Here is a 21789-nt window from a genome sequence, read left to right as displayed (position 1 = left end):
CCCCCCCCCCCCCCCCCCCCCCCCCCCCCCCCCCCCCCCCCCCCCCCCCCCCCCCCCCCCCCCCCCCCCCCCCCGCTCCTACAGGTCCTGTGCCTGCCTTGAAGGTGATGCAGGCCAGGTGGTGGGCTTGTCCCTCGAAGCGCCGCGGGAGCGGCGCTCGATTTGAGCATCAACTACAACTTCAGGCAGGCATCTTCAGCCTCGACGCCCGTCTCAAGCCGGCTCCATTGCCTCCACCACCTTCCCCCGGCTCAGGTGCACCACCTTGTCCGCCGTATCGAAGTACCGGTCATCATGCGAAATCACGATGATGGTCTTGCCCATGCGCTTCAGGTCCGGCAACAGCTCGGTGTAGAACACCCGGCGGAAGGTCGGGTCCTGGTCTGCCGCCCATTCGTCGAACACCAGCACCGGCCGCCCGTCCAGCCAGGCATTGACCAGCGCCAGGCGCTTGCGCTGGCCGGTTGACAGGTCGGTGGTGGTAAAGGCGCCATCGCGCACGCTGACCTTGTGGGCAATCTCCAGCCGCTCCAGGTAGCGCGTGGCATCGCTGGGCAGGGCATGTTCATGCTCGGGCAGGTCTTCGAACAGGTAGTAATCGGCAAAAACCGTGGTAAACAGCTGGCGATAGTCATCCAGCCCCTCCGGCCCAACGGCCTTGCCGTTCAGGCGCACCTCACCGCGCTGCGGGGTGTACAGGCCCAGCAGCAGCTTGATCAGCGAAGTCTTGCCGCAGCCGTTTTCACCGACGATGAACAGGATTTCGCCCGGCTCGATGCTCAGGTTCACCGGCCCCACGCGGAACGGTTCGTTGCCGTCCACCGGTGGGTAGGCGTACTCGACGTTGTGCAGCTCCAGGTGCGCGCTGGCCGGGGCGGCACGCTTGGCCGGCGGTTCCAGCAGCAGGTGCGGTTCGGGCGAAGAGAAGCGCTCGGACAGGTCGGCAATGCGGCGGAACGCAACCTGTGCACGGCCAAGAATCGGCAGGTTGCCGATCAGCGTTTCCAGTGGGCCTTTCATGTACAGCAGCACCAGCACGAAGCCGCTCATTACCGCCGGATCGTTGCTCGGCCACAACGATTGCAGGGCCAGGGTCAGACCGATGACCACGAAGAACAGCATCGAGCCCAGGCTCTTGGCCACAACGAAGATGTTGATGGCGCGGATGTGGGTACTGGCGATGAAGTCGGCGGTGCCCTGGATGTTGCGCGTCAGCATGGCGTGGCGGCGGCGGCGGTCAATGCGCAGTTCCTTGGCGCCTTCGGCGATGGCGGAGTAGTGCTTCTGCAGGTTGTCCTCGGCATCGCGCGCGGCGTTGAAGCCAGCCACACCTTTTTGCCGGGCGATGTACTGCACGCCGCTACCGATGCCAATGGCCACCAGGGTGATGAGGAAGATCGGCCACGACAACCAGGCCAGGTAGGCCATGCAACCCGTCACGGTAGTCAGGGAAATGGCCAAGGGGGAAAAGGCGAAGGCGAAGTCGCTGATGGTGTCGACGTCACGGGTCAGCACCGGGATCAGGCGATGGCTGCGGTAGCGCTCGATCTGTTCGATTGGCGCCGACAGCACCTTGGCGCCCAGGTCCTTGCGTAGCCGGGCAATCACCTTCTGCCCGACGTAGTTGCTGCCGCTGTCGGCCGCCACGCTGCTGACCAGGGCCAGCACGCACAAGCCGGCGAAGGCCAGGATCACGCCCTGGCTCATGCCATCGGCAGCGTGCAGGCCCTGGTTGACGGTGGCCAGCAGGGCGGTCACGGCCAGGCCGCCGAGCATGCCCAGCAGCACCGAGACGATGACCGCCGGGCGGTAGGGTTTGAGCAGGCCCAGCAGTTCGCGGATGGCCCCGGGGGAAGAGGTTTTCATGAAGCGTGATCTCGCTGGTGGAGTGGGGGCGGGGTCAGCTGCCGAGGGTCAGGGAGCCCTTCATCAAGGTGCTGTGGAACGGGAACGAGCAGTAGAAGCTGTAGTCGGTACCGGCCTTCAGCAGCTTGGTATCGAGGGTGACGCTGTCCTTTTCACCACCGCCGATCAGGCGGGTATGGGCAATCACCCGGGTGTCGCCAGGCTTGACGTAGTCCTGCGCCTCGCCGGCCTTCTGGCCTTCATCCAGCACGCCCTGCATGTCGGCCTGGGTGCTCAGCACCCAGTTGTGGCCCATCACGTTCTTCGGCATGTCGCCGGGGTGGCTGAGGGTGACGGTGAACGAACGGCAGGCCTTGGGCACGCTGATGGCAGCCTTGTCGAAGGTCATCTGGTCGGTGCCGTGGATTTCCACGGCGCATGGCTCCGCCGACCAGGCGGCCGGGGCCGTGGCGAGCAGGGCGAGGAGCAGGAGCTGGCGAGTCATGTACGGTTCCTGGGCGATAAAGGGGTGCACATCGTTCAGACGAACCGGCGCGGGCAGGCTTTACCTGTGTGCGCGCGGCTGGTGAATTTCCCGCAGCCCCGCTCGTTAATCTAGTCAGGCGCCGCCATGGCGCACATCCCGATTTCGCCGCCAACGCGGCCCTGGCTTGAGGTGACCGTACATGAGTGAACTGCTGAGCTTTGCCATCGAACCGCTGGACGCCGCGCGTGGCAACCTGCCGCTGCTGGTACGCGCGCCGGAGCCGGGTATCGACCTGCTGGAAGCCTTTGCCGAGCTGCAGCCCCTGGTGGACCAGCACCTGCTGCAAGCTGGCGGCATTCTGTTCCGCGGCTTTGAAGTGGCGGGTGCCGAAGCCTTCCGCCAGTTCGCCGCCTCGTTCGGCCACCCGCTGCTCAACTACGAGTTCGGCTCCACCCCGCGCAGCAACGTGACCAAGGGCGTGTACACCTCCACCGAGTACCCGGCGCACCAGAGTATCCCCCTGCACAACGAGCAGGCCTACACCCTGGAGTGGCCGATGAAGATCTGGTTCTACAGCGTGATCCCTGCCGAGACCGGTGGCGAGACGCCGATTGCCGACAGCCGCGAGGTTTACCGGCGCATGCCGGCGCGCATTCGCCAGCGGCTGGAGGAGAAAGGGCTGATGTACGTGCGCAACTACGGCAACGGCCTGGATGTGGAATGGTCGCAGGTGTTCAACACCGAAGACCCGCGCCAGGTCGAGGCCTATTGCCGGGCGCATGCCATCGAGTGCATCTGGAAGGACGACGGCGAACTGCGCACCCGCCAGCGTTGCCAGGTGGTGGCGCGCCACCCGGTGACCGGGGAGGACGTATGGTTCAACCAGGCGCACCTGTTCCATGTGTCGAACCTGCAGCCCGAGGTGCGTGAGTCGCTGATGGATATTGTCGAGGAAGAGGACCTGCCGCGTAACGTGTACTACGGCGACGGTACGACCATCGAGGACTCGTTGCTCGATGAGGTGCGTGGGGTGCTGGATGAGTGCACCATCAGCTTTCCCTGGCTGGCGAATGATGTGCTGATGCTCGACAACATGCTGGCGGCGCATGCGCGGTCGCCGTTTACCGGCAAGCGCAAGGTGGTGGTGGCGATGGCGCAGGGGTATAGCGAGGGGTTGGGCTGAGTAGGGAATGGGGGCGGGGTGTTTGCCTTGAGGGGATGTCAGGGCGGCTAGGTGTCTGCCTTGAGAGGTGTGTCGCCTATGAGATCGAGCGCCGCCCGCGCGGCGCTTCGCGGCTAAAGCCGCTCCTACGTTTGTTTCGGGCCAGTCCATCCTGTGCCAGGCGCGCGCGACCGCCTTGTTTGTACGACGCGATATTGAGACATGCGCCAAGGCGTTCGCGCGCAAATCCCACAGAAATAATTGGCCCGAAACAAACGTAGGAGCGGGTTTACCCGCGAAGCGCCGCGCGGGCGGCGCTCGATCTCACAGGCGCTGAATATGTCAAGGCGAACGCTTCGGCGCTCGATCTCACAGGCGCTGAAAGGGTTGTGGCGAACACCTGTCAGCCCAGATGGGGTTGATGCGCTGACCCTTGTATTGGATGGACCGGCCCTTTCGCGGCCGCTCCTACAGGGACTGCGTATGCCTCAGGGGATGCACCCTCTGTAGGAGCGGCTTTAGCCGCGAAGAGGCCCGCCAAGGCGACGCCCAGAGCCCCGCAACCCTCCACTAAATAACCCCCCCACCCCTTCGTCTGACAGTTACCGCTCGACTGCCAGGACTCCGCTCGACATGAATGCCGACCAAACGCTCAAGCTCGCCCGCCGCTTCATCGAACTCAGCCCCGACAAGCGCCGCCTGTTCCTCAAGGCGTTGCAGGGCGAGGGCATGGATTTTTCCGTGCTGCCGATTGCGCCCGGGGTGGAGGTGGCCGAGCGTGACCAGCTGTCGTACGCCCAGCGGCGCATGTGGTTCCTCTGGCAGCTCGACCCGCAAGGCGCGGCATACAACCTGCCCATGGCCGTGCGCCTGCACGGCCCGCTGGACCTGACCGCCCTGCAACAGGCCTTCGATGCCCTGGTGGCCCGCCATGAAACCCTGCGCACCCGTTTCGTCGCCGATGGCGATGACGTGCGCCAGCAGGTTGATGCTGTCGCAGCCCCGCTGCAGCTGCGCCAGGATGCCCTGACCGGTCTGGACGACAATGCCCGCCAGGCCGCCATCGAAACCATCGCCGAAGCCGAAGCCCTGGCGCCGTTCGACCTGGCCAGTGGCCCGCTGCTGCGCGTGCGCCTGCTGCAACTGGGCGCACAGGAGCACGTGCTGCTGCTGACCCTGCACCACATCGTCGCCGACGGCTGGTCGATGAACGTGCTGATCGACGAGTTCCTGCACCTCTACGACGCAGCCGTGGTCGGCACCGAGAGCACCTTGGAGCCGCTGCCGATCCAGTACCGCGACTACGCCCTGTGGCAGCGCAGCTGGCTTGAGGCCGGTGAACAGGAACGCCAACTGGCCTACTGGCAGGCACGCCTGGGCGACGACCATTCGCCGCTGGAGCTGCCACTGGACCGCACCCGTCAGGGCCGCCCTAGCTACCGCGGCGCTCGCCACGAATTCCCGATCGACGCAGACGTTGCCGAACGCCTGCGCGGGGTGGCCCGCAAGCACAATGTCACCCTGTTCATGGCCCTGCTGGCCGCCTTCAAGCTGCTGCTGCAGCGTTATAGCGGCCAAGCTGCGATCCGCGTCGGCGTGCCCATCGCCAACCGCAACCGTGCCGAAGGCCAGGGCCTGATCGGCTGCTTCATCAATACCCAAGTGCTGCACACCGAGATCGACCCGCTGCTGGATATCGCCGGTTTGCTGCAGCGCGTGCGTGAAACCGCTGTGGGCGCGCAAAGCCATCAGGACTTGCCGTTCGAACAACTGGTCGAAGCCCTGGACCTGCCGCGCAGCAGCGAAAGCCCGCTGTTCCGTGTGCTGTTCAACCATCAGGCGCAGGTGGCGGATGTTCAGGCCATCGAGACCCGCTCCGGCCTGAGCCTGGCGCCGATTGCCCTGGAAAAGCACAGCGCTCGCTTCGACCTGGCGTTGGACACCCACGAGCGCGCCGGGCAGTTGCATGCGGCGTTCACCTATGCGACCGATGTATTCGATGCGGCGACCGTCGAAACCCTCGGCGAGCAGTGGCTGGCCCTGGTGCAGGCGCTGGCCGCCGAAACGGCTGGCGCCGTAGGCGAGCTGGCATTGCCGGGCCTGGCCACAGCCATTGGCGCCGCAGCACAGGCTGACGAAGTACCCATGGTGCAGCAGCGCTTTGCTGCTGCCGCCCGCCGTCACCCTGAGCGTATCGCGGTGATGGCTGCCGGCGAGCAGGCCAGCTTCGCCGAACTTGATGCCCGCGCCGAGGCCATCGCCGGCCGGCTGGCCGAAGCCGGCGTGGGGCCGGACTCGCTGGTCGGCGTACTGGCCGACCGCAGTGTCGGCATGCTCGCCAGCATCCTTGGCGTGCTCAAGGCCGGTGGCGCCTACCTGCCGCTGGAGCCTGAGCAACCAGCCGAACGCCTGGCCTACATGCTTGCCGACAGCGGCACGCGCCTGGTGCTGGCCCCCGGCAGCTGGCAGGCCGAGCTGCCCGCAGCTGTGCAGTGCCTTGACTGGGCGCAAGCCGGCAATGGCCAGGCCATGCGCATCACTCCAGCACCGGCAAACCTGGCCTATGTGATCTACACCTCCGGCACCACCGGCCAGCCCAAGGGCGTGGCGATCAGCCACGGCGCCCTGGCCAACTATGTTGATGGCATCGCCGCACGCCTGCCAGTCGAACGCATCCGAAGCATGGCCCAGGTCTCGACCCCGGCGGCCGACCTGGCCCATACCATGCTGTTCGGCGCCCTGTGCGGCGGCCACACCCTGCACCTGCTGCTGCGCGAGCAGGTGCTGGATGCCGAAGGTTTCGCGGCCTACCTGGCCAAGCACCAGGTCGATGCGCTGAAGATCGTGCCGTCGCATCTGGAGGCTATGCTGGTGGCTGGCCGCGCGGCGCTGCCGGGCCAATGCCTGGTGCTTGGTGGCGAGGCTATCAGCCCAGGCCTGCTGGGCAAGATCCGCCAACTGGCCCCGGCGCTGAAGGTGTTTAACCACTACGGCCCGACCGAGACCACTGTCGGTGTGCTGGTCGCCGAACTGAATGAACAGAGCAGCCTCGGCCAGCCATTGGCCAACACCCATGTGGCGGTGCTCGACCGTTGCCTGCAGCCGCTGCCGGCCAAGGCCAAGGGCGAGCTGTACATCGGCGGCGCGGGCCTGGCCCGTGGCTACCTGAACCGCCCGGCACTCACCGCCGAACGCTTTGTCCCCGACCCGAATGGCAGCCACGGCCAGCGCCTGTACCGCAGCGGTGACTGGGTGCGCCAGGGCAGCGACCTGCAATTCGCCGGGCGCATGGATGGCCAGGTAAAGATCCGTGGCTACCGCGTCGAGCTGGCCGAAATCGAAAACCAGCTGCGCGCGCTGGACGGCGTCGCCAACGCCCTGGTCCGCGTGCATGGCCAGGCGCCGCAATTGCAACTGGCTGCCTGGCTGGTACCCAGCGAGATGCCAGCCGACAGCCAGGCCTGGCAAGAGTCGATCCGCACCACCCTCAAAGGCCTGCTGCCCGAACACATGGTGCCGAGCCACCTGATGGTGCTGGAACACTTGCCGGTCACGGTCAACGGCAAGGTCGACGTCAAGGCGCTGCCCGAACCTGTCGCCACCCAAGTGGCCTATCAGCCGCCGCAAACGCCGCTGCAGGTGCAGCTGGCGCAGATCTGGGCCGAAGTGCTGCAAGTACCGCAGGTGGGCCTGACCGACAACTTCTTCGCCCTCGGCGGGCATTCGTTGCTGGCCACCCAGGCCGTTTCGCGGGTGCGCAAGCAACTGGGCGTGGATATCCCGCTGCGCACCCTGTTCGACACGGTTGAGCTGCAAGCCTTCGCCCAGGCAGTGGCCGAGGGCGAGCAGGGCGCTGGCCTGGAGATCGAAATCCTCGACCGCCAGCAGCCACTGCCGGTGTCCCGCTCGCAGAACCGCCAGTGGCTGTTCTGGAAGCTCAACCCGCAGAGCCTGGCCTACAACACGCCGATGGCCGTGCGCATGCAGGGCAACCTCGACCAGGCCGCGGTGCAGTTTGCGCTGGATGCGCTGGTGGCCCGCCACGAGTCGCTGCGCACGGTATTCGTCGAGGCCGACGGCCTGCCCTGGCAGCGCATTCTGCCAGCGGCCACGGTGCCGATCGGTTTTGAAGACCTCAGCGGCCAGGACCACGCCGCGCAGATGCACAAGCTGGAAGCCGAAGCCTTTGTCCCGTTCGACCTGGAGCACGGCCCGCTGCTGCGCGCACGGCTGTTCAAGGTGCACGCACAAGAGCACCTGCTGTCGCTGACCTTGCACCATATCGTCTCCGACGGCTGGTCGATGAGCCTGCTGGTGCGCGAGTTCGCCGCCGCCTACAACGCCGCGGCCACGGGCCAGGCACACACCATCGCGCCGCTGCCGGTGCAGTACGCCGACTTCGCCGCCTGGCAGCGCAAGTGGCTGGCCGAAGGGCAGATGCAGGCGCAGATCGACTACTGGAAAGGCCGCCTGGAAAGCGACTTCGAAGTACTCGAACTGCCCGCCGACCGCATTCGCCCACCGGTCAAGAGCTACCAAGGCAGCCGCTTCGACGTGCGCCTGCCACTGGCCCTCACCGAGCGCCTGCGAACGCTGGCGGTGGCGTCCAACGCCACGCTGTTCCATGTGTTCCTGGCGGCCTATGCCATCGTGCTGTCGCGCTACAGCCGCAAGGGCACGCTGAACATCGGCGTGCCGGTCACCAACCGCAACCGCCTGGAGCTGGAAGGGCTGATCGGCTTCTTCATCAACGTGGTGGTGGCCCGTATTGGCGTCGATGGCAGCCAGCCGTTCCCGCAGCTGCTGGCGGCGATCAAGGAAACCACCTTGCAGGCCCAGGCCAACAAGGACGTGCCGTTCCTGGAAGTGGCCGAAGCGCTGTACCCGGACCGCGACCAGGGCGTGAACCCGTTCTTCCAGGTGTTGTACAACCACCTGCGCGATCTTGGCGAGCAGGTGTCCAGCGATGCCCTGCACGGCCTGCAGGTCAAGGAAGTCGACCTGCTGGAGCCGGGCGCGCAGTACGACATCTCGCTCAACACCCTCGAGCGCGCCGATGGCGTGACTGCCTCGTTCAACTACTCCACCGACCTGTTCGATGCCGCGCGCATCGAGCGTATGGCCGGCCACTGGCAGGCGCTGCTGGAGGCCATCTGCGCCGAGCCGCAGTGCTGCATTGCCGAGCTGGAGTTGCTTGGCAGCGCTGAACACCAGCAGCTGACCCACGGCTGGAACCCGGCACCGCTGGCCAGCAGCGGCCTGTGCGCGCACCAGTTGCTGGAGCACCAGGCACGTCAGCGGCCAGACGCTTTGGCGCTGATCTTCGACGACCAGCAGATGACCTACGCCGAGCTGGACCGCAGCAGTAACCAGCTGGCGCACCGCCTGCGGGCGCTGGGCGTGGGCCCGGACCGCCTGGTCGGCGTGGCGGTCGAGCGCGGCCTGGGCATGGCCCTGGCGCTGGTCGCCATTCACAAGGCCGGTGGCGCCTATGTGCCGCTGGACCCGGACTACCCACAAGAGCGCCTGGCCTACATGGTCGAAGACAGCAACATCGGCCTGCTGCTGGCCGATGCGCCTTCGCGTGAGCGCCTGCAACTGGGCAAGCAGCTGCCTTGCGTAGTGCTGGAGCCGGGCACCGAGTGGCTGAACGCCTGGCCCGCCGAGCCGCTGGCCAACCTGGCCGCACCGCACAACCTGGCCTACGTGATCTACACCTCCGGCTCCACCGGCATGCCCAAGGGCGTGGCCATCGACCACCATGCCCTGTCGGTGTTCTGCCAGGTAGCCGGCGACTATTCGCGGCTGAGCCCGAATGATCGCGTGCTGCAGTTCGCCACGTTCAGCTTCGACGGTTTCATCGAACAGTTTTTCCCGCCATTGGCCCAGGGCGCCTGCGTAGTGCTGCGTGACCTGCGGCTGTGGGACACCGCCACTTTGCTGGACGAGATCAACCGCCACGGGGTGACCGTGGCTGACCTGCCGGCGGCCTACTGGCGCCTGCTGGCGCTGGAGCGCCGCGCCCCCGAGGCCTATGGCCGGTTGAAACAGATTCACGTCGGCGGTGAGGCAGTGCCGGAAGACGCCCTGCGCGCCTGGCTGGCCGATGGCCCGCCAGCGGTGCGCCTGCTGAACACCTACGGCCCGACCGAAGCCACCGTGGTCGCCACCACTTATGACTGCTCGCAAATGACCGAGCAGCAGATCAGCCAGGGCGGCGTGCCCATCGGCCGCGCCTTGCCGGGCCGTGCCCTGTATGCCCTGGACGATGGCCTGGCGCCAACCCCGGTGGGCGTGCCTGGCGAGCTGTTCATTGGCGGCGCAGGCTGCCTGGCGCGGGGTTACCACCAGCGCCCGTCACTCACTGCCGAGCGCTTCATCCCCGACCCGTTCGACCCGGTTGGCGGTGGTCGCCTGTACCGCACCGGCGACCTCGGCCACTACGACGAACATGGCCAGCTGGCCTATCGCGGTCGGGTTGACCATCAGGTGAAAGTACGCGGCTTCCGCATCGAACTGGGGGAGATCGAGCAGTACCTGCGAGCACACCCGGACGTGCGCGAGGCCACCGTGCTGGCCATCGACCTGCCCAGTGGCAAGCAACTGTGTGCCTACGCCGTGCCGGCTGAAGGCCACAGCGGTGACCTGCGCCTGGCGCTGAAGCAGTACCTGCAGGCCAGCCTGCCGGACTACATGATCCCGTCCTACCTGGTGAGCCTGCCGAGCATGCCGTTGACCCCCAGCGGCAAGCTCGACCGCAAGGCCCTGCCATTGCCCGACCCAAACCAGCCGCAGCATGACTACGAGGCGCCGCAGACCGAGCGGCAACAACAGCTGGCGCAGATCTGGGCGCAATTGCTTAACGTCGCCCGGGTCGGCCTCAACGACAACTTCTTCGAGCTCGGCGGCCACTCCCTGCTGGCCGCCCAGGCCGTGTCGCGGATCAACGTCGAGCTGGGGCTGGATATGCCCCTGCGGCTGATTTTCAGCCACCCCCAATTGCGCGCCTTCGCCCAGGCGCTGGATGAGCAGGGCTTGTCGCTGTCCGACGACGGCCTGAGCGATATCGAAAAAATGATGAACGCATTCACAGAGGCCTGACATGGAACTCACTGCAGCACAACGCATCGCCCAACGTTTCGTCGGCCTCCCCGTGGAGCAGCGCCAGCAGATCCTGGAAAAGATGCAGGCCAGCGGCCAGAGCTTCCGCCTGCTGCCCATCGTGCCCGCCCGCCAGGGCCTGGCGCGTATCCCGCTGTCGTACGCCCAGCAGCGCCTGCTGTTCCTCTGGCAGCTGGAACCCGACAGCCCGGCCTACAACGTGCCGATGGCGGTGCGCCTGAACGGCGCGCTGGACCAGGCGGTGCTGCAACAGGCGCTGGATGCGCTGGTGCAGCGCCACGAGTCGCTGCGCACCCGCTTTGTCTCGCAGGAGGGTGAGTTCCACCAGGAAATTCTCGACCACTGCTCGCTGCCGCTGGAGCGGGTGCTGTTCGATGGCCGCCCCGATGAAGCAGCGCTGAGTGAGGCGGTGGACGCTGCCCTCAAGCAGCCGTTCGACCTGCTGACCGGCCCGCTGCTGCGGGTGACCCTGCTGCGCGTGGCGGAGCACAAGCATGTGCTGGCGCTGAGCATGCACCACATCATCTCCGACGGCTGGTCGAGTGATGTGCTGGTGCAGGAGTTCATCCAGCTGTACACCGCCCTGGCCGAAGGCCGCCAGGCCGCGCTGCCGGCCTTGCCGATCCAGTACGCCGACTACGCCATCTGGCAGCGTGCCTGGCTTGAAGCCGGTGAGGCGCAGCGCCAATTGGCCTACTGGCAGGCGCAGCTGGGCGATGAGCAGCCAGTGCTGAGCCTGCCGCTGGACTTCGCACGCCCGGCCACGCCAAGCCAGCGCGGCGCGGTGGTACGTGTGGACATCGGCAGCGAACAGGCCGAGGCCCTACGCAGCCAGGCACGCAAGGGCGGCCACACGTTGTTCGTGCTGGTGTTGGCAGCGGTGGCGGTGGTGCTGTCGCGCTACAGCGGCCAGGCCGACATCCGCATTGGCGCACCGAATGCCGGGCGCAACCGCACAGAGCTGGAAGGCTTGATCGGCTTCTTCATCAACACCCAGGTGCTGCGCGTGCAGGTGGACGAGCGCGCCACCTTCGCCGCACTGCTGGAGCAGGTGAAAGAGGTGATTGGCGGCGCCCAGTCGCACCAGGAGCTGCCGTTCGAACACCTGGTCGATGCCTTGCTGCCCGAGCGCAACCTGGCGCATAACCCGCTGTTCCAGTTCAAGATCAACCAGCACGTGGCCGCCAGCGACGCGGGCCGCAAGCGCCTGGGTGCGCTGGAAGTGGAAGGCTTTGCCCGTGACGGCGGCGATGCCCGCTTCGACCTGGCCTTCGACTTCTCCGACAAGGCCGACGGCATCGAAGGCTACTTCACCTACGCCACCGACCTGTTCGAGCAGGCCACCATCGAGCGCATGGCGGGCTCACTGCGCCAGGTACTGAACGCACTGGTGTGCGACCCGCAGCAAGCCATCGTCGATTGCCCGCAAGTGGCGGCAGTGCTGCCGGCTACCACGCAGCGCTACCCGCAGGGTGACTTCCTCGCCCTGTGGCGCCAGGCAATGGCGCAAGGCCAGGCCACCGGCGGCGTGCGCGCCGGTGAGCGGTTCATGACCCAGGCCGGGCTGGAGGCAGCGTCCAACCGCCTCGCCGACTACCTGCGCCAACGTGGCGTCGGTGCAGGCAGCATCGTCGCGCTGTGCCTGCCGCGCTCCATCGAATGGGTCAGCGCCTTGCTCGCGGTGCTCAAGACCGGCGCCGCCTACCTGCCGCTGGACACCCAGCAACCGCAGGAGCGTTTGCAGCAACTGATAGCCGACAGTGGCGCCGCCGTGCTGCTGCACGTGCCGGGTGATCAGCGTTTCGCCGGCCTGGATGGCGTGCAGGTAATTGCCTGCGATCACACGCTCTGGGCAACCTGCAGCGACAGCCCGATCGAGCTGTTTATCGCCGCCGAACAACCGGCCTACCTGATCTACACCTCGGGCTCGACCGGCCAGCCGAAAGGCGTGGTGGTCAGCCACGGGGCCCTGGCCAGCTATACACAGGCGGTGCTGGAGCGCCTGCAACTGCCGGCAGCGGCGAGCATGGCGATGGTTTCCACCACCGCAGCCGACCTGGGCCATACCGTGCTGTTCGGTGCCCTGGCCTCGGGCCGCTTGCTGCACCTGTTGCCGCAGGAGCTGGCGTTCGACCCGGATGGTTTCGCCAGCTACATGGCGCAGCACCAGGTTGGCGTGTTGAAGCTGGTGCCGAGCCACCTGCAAGGCCTGCTGCAAGCGGCCCGCGCGGCTGATGTGCTGCCTGCCAACGCATTGATTCTGGGCGGTGAGGCGTGCGGTTGGGGCCTGCTGGAGAAGGTCCGCGAACTGCGCCCCGATTGCCGGGTGATCAACCACTACGGCCCGACCGAAACCACTGTCGGCGTGCTCACTTTCGAGCCCGACCAGCCGCTGCCGGGCTGCCGCACCGTGCCGGTGGGTCGCCAGCTGGGCCATGCATGCGCCCAGGTACTGGATGGCTACCTCAACCCCTTGGCCGCGCAGGTTGCAGGCGAGTTGTACCTGGGCGGGCAGGGCGTCGCCCAGGGCTACCTGGGCCAGCCTGCGCTGACGGCCGAACGCTTCGTGCCGGACCCGTTCAGCGAAACCGGTGCCCGCCTGTACCGCACCGGCGACCGCGCGCGGCTGACGGCTGAAGGCCTGGTCGAGTTCATTGGCCGTGCCGACGACCAAGTGAAAATCCGTGGCTACCGTGTGGAGCCGGGCGAAGTCGGCCGCGTGCTGGCCGGCCTGCCTGGGGTCAGCGAGGCCGTGGTACTGGCACTGCCGCTGGAAGGCGATGCCGAGCGCCTGCAACTGGTGGCCTACGCGGTGGCTGACGCTGGCGTGACCGTGCAGCAACTGCAAGCGCAGCTGCAAGCACGCCTGCCGGACTACATGGTGCCGGCACAGATGCTGCTGCTGGAGCGCCTGCCGCTGACCGCTAACGGCAAGCTGGACAAGCGCGCATTGCCGGCACCGGGCGCGGTCAGCCGTGGCTATGTGGCCCCAGAAGGCGAAATCGAGGAGAAACTGGCCGCCGTATGGGCCGATGTGCTCAAGCTGGAGCAGGTCGGTAGCAGCGACAACTTCTTCGAACTGGGCGGTGACTCGATCCTCAGCCTGCAGATCATCGCCCGGGCCAAGCGCCAGGGCATCAAGATCACCCCCAAGCAACTGTTCGAACAACAGACCATTGCCCAGTTGGCCCAGGTGGCCAAACTTGTCGAGGCCAAGCAGCCTGCAGTTGCAGCAGCCGTGGACACGGCTACCAGTGGCGAGGTGGCCCTGCTGCCAGCCCAGGCGCGCTTCTTTGAGATGGCTGTCGCCCAACCGGCGCATTGGAACCAGTCGGTAATGCTCAAGCCGGCCAGCCCGGTGCAAGTGCCACAGCTGGAGGCAGCCCTGCGCGCAGTGGTCAAACAGCACGATGCCCTGCGCCTGCGTTTCACCCGTGACAAGGGCCAGTGGCAGGCACGCTTCCAGCCGCAGGACAACGCGCCGCTGTTGCGCCAGCGCAACCTGGCAGTGCTGGACCAACTGGACGCTGCCGGCAACGAGGTACAGGCCAGCCTGAACCTGGAGCACGGGCCGCTGCTGCGCGCCGAGCTGTTCGACTTCGCCGATGGCCAGCAGCGGCTGCTGCTGGTGGTGCATCACCTGGTAGTTGACGGAGTGTCCTGGCGGGTGCTGCTGGAAGACCTGCAAGAGGCCTACCAGCAGTTGCTGAACGGTCAGGCCGTCAACCTGCCGGCCAAGACCACCCCAGTGAAAGCCTGGGCCGAACGCCTTGCCGCCTACGCCAACAGCCCTGCACTGCAAGTACAGCGCGACTACTGGCTGCAGGCGCTGGCCGGCGACAACGCCGAGCTGCCGCGGGACAACCCGCAGGGCAGCCTGGTCAATACCCACGCCCGCACTGCCGCCACACGGCTGGATGCCGAGCGCACCGCCAAACTGTTGAAGCAGGCCCCGGCTGCCTACCGCACGCAGATCAACGACCTGCTGCTGACTGCGTTGGCGCGCACCCTTTGCCAGTGGAGTGCACAGGACAACGTACTGCTCCAGCTGGAAGGCCATGGCCGCGAAGACCTGTTCGACGACCTCGACCTCAGCCGCACCGTGGGCTGGTTCACCAGCCTGTTCCCGGTGCGCCTCACCCCCGGCCATGAGCTTGGCCAGTCGATCAAGACGATCAAGGAGCAGCTGCGCACGGTGCCGGACAAAGGCCTGGGCTACGGCCTGCTGCGCTACCTCGGTGATACCGAAGTACGTGGGCAGCTTGCGCGTACCGCCCAGCCCCGTGTCACCTTCAACTATCTGGGCCAGTTCGACGCCAGCTTCAATAGCGACGCCGGTGCACTGTTCGCCCCAAGCGGTGAAAGTGCGGGCCGTAGCCATTGCGCTGGCGCGCAGCTGGGTAACTGGCTGAGCATCACCGGGCAGGTGTATGGCGGTGAGCTGTTCCTGGAGTGGACCTACAGCGCCGAGGTCCATGCCCCGGCAACCATCGACAAGCTGGCCCAAGCCTACGAGCAGGCCTTGGTCGAGCTGGTCGAGCACTGCTGCGATGCCCGCCACCAGGGCGTGACGCCATCCGACTTCCCACTGGCCGCGTTGACCCAGGTACAACTGGACAGCCTGCCACTGGCCGCCGCGCAGATCGTCGATGTCTACCCGCTGTCGCCGATGCAGCAGGGCATGCTGTTCCACACCCTGTACGACCAGCAGGCCGGCAACTACATCAACCAGCTGCGTGTGGATGTACATGGGCTGGATGTGCAGCGCTTCCAGCACGCCTGGCAGGCTACGCTCGATGCCCACGATATCCTGCGCAGCGGCTTCATCCTGCAAGGCGCGCTGGAGCAGGCGGTGCAGGTGGTACGCAAGGCCGTCGAGCTGCCGTTCAGCGAGCATGACTGGCGCGGCCAGCCGGACCTGGAGCAGACCCTGCAGGCCTTGGCCGACGGTGAGCGCCAGCGCGGCTTCGACCTGGCTGAGGCGCCGTTGCTGCGCCTGGTACTGGTGCGTACGGGCGATGCCAGCCACCACCTGATCTACACCAACCACCATATCCTCATGGACGGCTGGAGCACCTCGCGCCTGCTGGGTGAGGTGCTGCAACGCTATGCCGGCCTGGTGCCGCAGGCCCAGGCCACGCACTACCGCGACTACATCGCCTGGCTGCAAGGCCAGGACGCAGCAGTAGCCGAAGCCTTCTGGAAGGTCCAGCTGGCGGTGCTGGACGAGCCGACCCGCCTGGCCCAGGCCATTGCCGGCAGCGCTGACGCAAGCGGCAGCGGCTATGGCGATCACCGCCTGTCCTTCGACCGCGAGCAGACCGCCCGCATCGAAGCCTTCGCCCGGGCCAACCGGGTCACGGTCAACACCTTGGTGCAATCGGCTTGGCTGCTGCTGTTGCAGCGCTGCACCGGCCAGGCCAGCGTGTGCTTCGGCGCCACCGTCGCTGGGCGCCCGGCAGACCTGCCAGGCGTGGAAGAACAGATCGGCCTCTTCATCAACACCCTGCCAGTGATCGGCGCGCCGCGTGCCGAGCAGACCGTGGCCGAGTGGATCGGCCAGGTGCAGGCCGGCAACCTGGCTGTGCGCGAGTTCGAGCACACCCCACTGTACGATGTGCAGCGCTGGGCGGGGCAGGGCGGCGACGCGCTGTTCGACAGCATCCTGGTGTTCGAGAACTACCCGGTGGCCGAGGCGCTGCAACAAGGCGCGCCCGGTGGCCTGCGCTTTGGCGACGTGGCTGTGCAGGAGCAGACCAACTACCCGCTGACCCTGGTGGTGGAGCTGGGCGCAACGTTATCGATGCAGTACAGCCACGACCGTGCACTGTGGAGCGACGAGACCATCGGCCGCCTGGCGGGCTACTTTGCCAACCTGCTGCAGGCGCTGGTCGAGAACGCGGAAACTGTTATCGGTGAGCTGCCAATGCTGGGCCAGCCGGAGCAGCAAAAGGTGGTCGAAGGCTGGAACGCCACCCAGGCCGCCTACCCGGACGAGCGCAGCATTCATCAGCTGATCGAGGCCCAGGTGTTCGCCACCCCGGACGCCCCGGCGTTGGTATTTGCCGAGCAGACCCTGACCTATGCCGAGCTGAATCGTCGCGCCAACCGACTGGCATACAAACTGCGCGAGCAGGGCGTAGGGCCGGACGTGCTGGTAGGCATCGCCATGGAGCGCAGCCTGGAGATGGTCATCGGCCTGCTGGGTATCGTCAAAGCCGGTGGCGCCTACGTGCCGCTGGACCCGGACTACCCGCAGGACCGCCTGAGCTACATGTTCGAAGACAGCGGCATTGCCTTGCTGCTGACCCAGTCGCACCTGCGCGACAGCCTGCCGATTCCGGCCGGCCTGCGCAGCCTGGACCTGGATAGCGAGGACCTGAGCGGCTACAGCGACGCCAATCTGGATATCGACGTCGCGCCGCTGAACCTGGCCTATGTGATCTACACCTCTGGCTCCACCGGCCGGCCGAAAGGTGCTGGCAACAGCCACCAGGCGCTGGTCAACCGCCTGTGGTGGATGCAGAAGGCTTATGGCCTGGACGCCAGCGACAGCGTGCTGCAGAAAACCCCGTTCAGCTTCGACGTGTCGGTGTGGGAATTCTTCTGGCCGCTGATGACCGGCGCGCGCCTGGTCATGGCCCAACCGGGTGCGCACCGCGACCCGCAGCTGCTGGTCGAAACCATCAACCACTACGGCATCAGCACACTGCACTTCGTACCGTCGATGCTGCAGGCGTTCATGACCCACGAGGCGGTCGAGCGCTGCGTCAGCCTCAAGCGCGTGGTGTGCAGCGGTGAAGCGCTGCCGGCCGAGCTGGCGCGTCAGACCTTGCAGCGTTTGCCGGCGGCCAGCCTGTACAACCTGTACGGCCCGACCGAAGCGGCGATCGACGTCACCCACTGGACCTGCCAGCCGGACGAAAGCATCAGCGTGCCGATCGGCCAACCGATCGACAACCTGAAAACCCACATCCTCGAAGGCAGCCTGCAACCGGCCGTGCGCGGCAGTGCCGGCGAGCTGTACCTGGGTGGCGTCGGCCTGGCCCGTGGTTACCACCAGCGCCCAGCGCTGACCGCTGAACGCTTCGTACCGGACCCGTTCAGTGACACCGGCGGGCGCCTGTATCGCACCGGTGACCTGGCGCGCTACCGTGCCGATGGCGTGATTGATTACGCCGGGCGTATCGACCACCAGGTGAAGATTCGCGGCCTGCGTATCGAGCTGGGCGAAATCGAAGCACGCCTGCTGGAACTGCCGGCAGTGCAGGAAGCGGTGGTGCTGGCCCAGGACGGGCCGAGTGGCAAGCAACTGGTGGGCTACGTGGTGCCTGCCGACAGCACGCAAGACCAAGGCGTATTGCGCGACAGCCTGCGCGAAGCCCTGAAGGTCGGCCTGCCGGACTACATGGTGCCGGCGCACCTGTTGCTGCTCGACAAGCTGCCAGTAACGCCGAACGGCAAGCTGGACCGCAAGGCCCTGCCGCAGCCGGATGCCAGCCAGTTGCAGGGTGAGTACATTGCCCCGCAAAGCGCGCTGGAGCAGCAGATCGCGGCAATCTGGGCGGATGTGCTGAAGCTGGAGCAGGTCGGCCTGGGTGACAACTTCTTCCAGCTTGGCGGGCATTCCCTGCTGGCTACACAAGCGGTGGCGCGCCTGCAGATGGAGCTGGGCGCCGAGACACCGCTGGCCTTGATCTTCCAGGCCGACAATCTGCGCGACTACGCCGCCGCCGTCAGCGCAACCAGCACTGACCGCTCGGCAGACCTGGACGAGTTCCACGACTTCATGAATGAGCTTGAGGCAGTTTGAAATGAGCACCGATAACCGCAACACCGACCTGGTTCACCGCTTCATTCGACTGCCGCTGGAGCAACGCAAGATGTTCCTGGAGAAGCTGGCGTCCAAGGGCAGCAGCCTGGCGCAGCTGCCCATCCCGCAGACGCGCGGCGAGTTCGAACAACTGCCGCTTTCCTACGCCCAGCAACGCCAGTGGTTCCTGTGGAAGCTGGACCCGGACAGCGCGGTGTACAACATCTCCACGGCCCTGCGCTTCAAGGGCGAGCTGGACCGGCCTGCGCTACAGCGGGCCTTCGACACGTTGCTGGCCAGGCACGATGCGCTGCGTACAACCTTCCGCCAACACGGCGAACAGGTGGTGCAAGTGGTTCACACGGATCAGTCATTGGCCGTGGCCCATGAACGATTGAGCGGTGCAGGCGAGCGGGCCCTGCGCGAGCAGGTGGAGCGTGAGGCCAGCCAAGGCTTCGACCTTGAGGCTGGCCCGCTGCTGCGGGTCAAACTGCTGGAGCTGGATACACAAGAGCACGTGCTGGTGTTGGTGCTGCACCACATCATTGCCGACGGCTGGTCGATGCCATTGATGGTGGAAGAGCTGGTGCAGCTGTATGCGGCTTATCGCGAAGGCGGCGATGTGCAATTGCCAACGCTGCCTATCCAGTATGCCGACTATGCCATCTGGCAGCGCAGCTGGATGGAGGCCGGTGAACAGGCGCGGCAACTGGCGTACTGGCGCGCGCAACTGGGCGGCGAGGCCCCGGTGCTGGAGTTGCCGACGGACCGCCCGCGGCCAACGGTCAGCAGCCTCAAGGGTGAGCGCCTGGCCATCGACCTGGACGAGCAGCAGGCGCAAGCGCTCAAACAGTTCGCCCAGCAACAGGGTGTGACCCCGTTCATGCTGTTGCTGGCCAGCTTCCAGATCCTGCTGCACCGTTATTCGGGGCAGTCCGATGTTCGTGTCGGTGTGCCGGTGGCCAACCGCAACCGTGTGGAGACCGAGCGCCTGGTCGGGCTGTTCGTCAACACCCAGGTGCTGCGCGCCGAGTTCGACCTGCAGATGACCTTCAGCGAATTCCTCGGCCAGGTCAAGCAGCGGGTCGTCGAGGCCCAGGCCCACCAGGAGCTGCCGTTCGAGCAACTGGTAGAGGCCTTGCAGCCAGAGCGCAGCCTGAACCACAGCCCGCTGTTCCAGGTGATGTACAACCACCAGACCCAGGCCAGGGGCGAGCAGCGCAGCCTGCCGGGGCTGCAGCTGGACGCCGTGGCATGGGACAACCACACGGCCAAGTTCGACCTGACCCTGGAAACCTTCGAGCACCAGGCCGGTATCGGCGCGGCACTGATCTATGCCACCGACCTGTTCGATGCCGCGACTGCCCAAACCATGGCCCTGCACTGGCAGAACCTGCTGACCGCCATCATCCGCCAGCCCGGCCAGCGTATTGCCGAGCTTGCCCTGCTGGACGCCGCCGAGCACCAGCAGATCGTCAGCGGCTGGAACGCGACCCAGGCCAGTTTCCCGGATGAGCACTGCATCCATCAGCTGTTCGAGGCGCAAGTGGTGAAAACCCCGGATGCCCCGGCGCTGATTTCTGGTGAGCAGACCCTGAGCTATAGCGAGCTGAACCGCCGCGCCAACCAGCTTGCCCACAAACTGCGCGAGCACGGTGTCGGCCCGGATGTGCTGGTGGGCATTGCCATGCAGCGCAGCCCGGAGATGGTCGTCGGCCTGCTGGCCATTCTCAAGGCTGGTGGCGCCTATGTGCCGCTGGACCCGGAATACCCGCAGGACCGCCTGGAATACATGCTCGAAGACAGCCAGGCGATCCTGCTGTTGTCAGAGACTGGCCTGATCGCACGCATGCCAGGGCAGTTCCAGTCGCGCACGCTGTTGGTCGACCAGTTGGCGCTGGACGGCTACCCGGACACCGATCTGGCCTGCGTGACCAGCGCCGGCAACCTGATCAATTGCATCTACACCTCTGGCTCCACTGGTAAACCCAAGGGCGTGCAGGTCGAGCATCGCAGCGTGGCGGCACTGATCGGTTGGTCGCTGTCGGTCTATAGCCAGGCAGACCTGTGCGGCGTGCTGTTCTCCACTTCGATCTGCTTCGACCTGTCGGTATGGGAGCTGTTTGTCACCTTGTCGGCCGGTGGCTATGCAGTGCTGGCCGCCAATGCCCTGGAGCTGCCGCAGCTGGCGGCCAGGGACCGGGTGCGGCTGGTCAATACCGTGCCTTCGGCCATCAGGCAGTTGTGCGAAAGCGGCAGCATTCCGCCATCGGTCAAAACCATCAACCTTGCTGGCGAAGCGCTGAAACAGTCGCTTGTCGATGACCTTTATCGACTCGAGCATGTAAGCGCTGTGTATGACCTGTATGGCCCTACGGAAGACACCACCTACTCCACCTTCACGCTAAGGGTTGCCGGCGGCAAGGCCAGTATCGGCCGGCCTTTGGACAACGGTGCTGCCTACGTGCTTGGCAGTGCCTTGCAACCGGTACCGGTGGGCGCGGTCGGAGAGCTGTACCTGACCGGTGCCGGCCTGGCACGGGGTTACCTGCACCGCCCAGGGCTGAGCGCCGAGCGTTTTGTCCCCAATCCGTTCGACGAACAGGGCGGTGGGCGGATCTACCGTACGGGTGACCTGGCGCGTTATCGGCGCGACGGTGTACTGGAATACGTTGGCCGTGTAGATCATCAGGTCAAGGTTCGTGGGTTCCGAATCGAGCTGGGTGAAATCGAGGCGCGTCTGCAACAGCAAGAGGCGGTGCGCGAAGCCGTGGTCATGGCCGTTGATGGGCCTGGTGGCCAGCAGCTGGCGGCCTATGTGGTGCCGGCCACGGCGGCAAAGGTGGACGATGCAGCAGCCCTGCCAGCGCTGCGCGAAAGCCTGCGGGTTGCATTGCGCAAACACTTGCCGGAATACATGGTGCCGGCCTACTTCATGTTGTTGGAGCAGTTGCCGTTGACACCCAACGGCAAGCTGGACCGCAAGCTGCTGCCGCGCCCTGACGCGGGCCAATTGCGCGAGGCGCATGTGCCGCCGGTTACGCCACTGGAGCAACAGGTGGCAGCGATCTGGGCTTCTGTCCTGGAAGTCGGCCAGGTTGGCCTCAGTGACAACTTCTTCTCCCTGGGCGGGCATTCGCTGATCGCCACCCAGGTAACCAGCCGTATCCAGGAACAGGCAGGGTTGCCGGTCAGCCTGAAAGCCTTGTTCGAAAACCCCGTGCTCGGCGATTACTGCGCATCGCTGGAGCAACTCACGCCCCTGGCCGACCCGCTGCAGAGCGAACTGGCTAAATCCCTGGAGGCCTTGAAACGTCTATCTACGGAGGAAATTGAAAAGCTGGTTTCTTAGGAGATTTT

General features: G+C 66.1%; 6 protein-coding genes. 4 read left to right on the top strand and 2 right to left on the bottom strand.

The window, feature by feature from the left end; all coding sequences use genetic code 11:
* Positions 1-213: 213 nt before the first annotated feature.
* Both ACIP1G_RS12090 and azu read right to left on the bottom strand, forming a co-directional pair.
* A complete protein-coding gene (locus ACIP1G_RS12090) occupies positions 214-1866 on the bottom strand; it encodes a cyclic peptide export ABC transporter (RefSeq protein ID WP_400736993.1) in 1653 nt (550 codons plus the stop codon).
* A gap of 34 nt (positions 1867-1900) precedes the next feature.
* Entirely contained in the window at positions 1901-2350 is a 450-nt protein-coding gene (azu, locus tag ACIP1G_RS12085) for an azurin (protein ID WP_400736990.1), read from the bottom strand.
* Between the two features lie 181 nt (positions 2351-2531).
* Between azu and ACIP1G_RS12080 the strand changes: the two genes are divergently transcribed.
* From ACIP1G_RS12080 to ACIP1G_RS12065, 4 genes are all read left to right on the top strand, one after another.
* Positions 2532-3515, top strand: a complete 984-nt coding sequence (locus tag ACIP1G_RS12080) for a TauD/TfdA family dioxygenase (protein ID WP_400736987.1) — start codon at positions 2532-2534, stop codon at positions 3513-3515.
* Between the two features lie 612 nt (positions 3516-4127).
* Entirely contained in the window at positions 4128-10595 is a 6468-nt protein-coding gene (locus ACIP1G_RS12075; RefSeq protein WP_400736985.1) for an amino acid adenylation domain-containing protein, read from the top strand.
* Position 10596: 1 nt separating this feature from the next.
* Positions 10597-18429, top strand: coding sequence for an amino acid adenylation domain-containing protein (locus ACIP1G_RS12070; protein WP_400736982.1), 7833 nt, complete (start codon positions 10597-10599; stop codon positions 18427-18429).
* A gap of 1 nt (position 18430) precedes the next feature.
* The gene (locus tag ACIP1G_RS12065) at positions 18431-21781 is read left to right on the top strand and encodes an amino acid adenylation domain-containing protein (RefSeq protein ID WP_400736980.1); all 3351 of its coding nucleotides are present in this window, start codon (positions 18431-18433) and stop codon (positions 21779-21781) included.
* Positions 21782-21789: the final 8 nt, after the last annotated feature.

It is taken from the genome of Pseudomonas sp. NPDC089392, from assembly GCF_044749595.1.
Classification (GTDB): domain Bacteria; phylum Pseudomonadota; class Gammaproteobacteria; order Pseudomonadales; family Pseudomonadaceae; genus Aquipseudomonas.
Note: the sequence above shows the minus strand (reverse complement) of the source record. Positions and strands in the feature narration are given on the sequence as shown.